Raw genomic sequence first — 674 nt, 5'->3', positions numbered from 1 at the left:
GCCATACGAATGCCTATTTCGCGCGTTCGCTCTGTTACCGATACCAGCATGATATTCATTACCCCAATCCCGCCAACTAACAAAGAGATAAACGCGATAGCTGATATCAGTAACGTCATGGTTTCAGATGTTTTTTCAATGCTTTTGCGTATCGTATCTGTATTAATAGTGAAAAAATCAACTTTGCCGTGGCGCATACTCAATAAGCTAATAATGCCTTGCTCTGCCACATCACTTGATACATTCGCATCTATCCTTACGGTAATATCGTTTACATAATTTTGCCTAAAAATACGCCCAGACACCGTGGTATACGGCAACCAAACATTCAGTTCATCACTGTTGTCGGACACACTTTCAATTGGCTTTGTTACGCCAATAATACGAACAGGAAGACGGCCGAGAAAAATGACGCTACCTAGCGCATTGCCATCAGGAAAAAGTGTCTGATCGGTATTGGCATCAATGACGGCAACCTGTTCTAGCGTATCGATACTATCATCGGCAAAATATTGTCCCTTAGCAAGCGTATAACCGCGCACGCGAAAATACTCAGTACCCACGCCTTGAATCGATCCTGTGACGGTTTCGCTAGCATAACGTATAACAACATTAGCTCTAACGGTTGGGGTAACGCTGTCCACATAGGGCAATATTTTAAGCGCATTGGCATC

Annotated in this window: 1 protein-coding gene; it reads right to left on the bottom strand. The window is 43.5% G+C overall.

The window, feature by feature from the left end:
• Positions 1 to 674: ABC transporter permease (locus AAEZ02_RS21755; RefSeq protein WP_351125006.1), on the bottom strand; the 674-nt coding region annotated here is incomplete at both ends.

This window comes from Shewanella sp. T24-MNA-CIBAN-0130 (genome assembly GCF_040310185.1).
Lineage (GTDB): Bacteria > Pseudomonadota > Gammaproteobacteria > Enterobacterales > Shewanellaceae > Shewanella > Shewanella psychromarinicola.
Note: the sequence above shows the minus strand (reverse complement) of the source record. Positions and strands in the feature narration are given on the sequence as shown.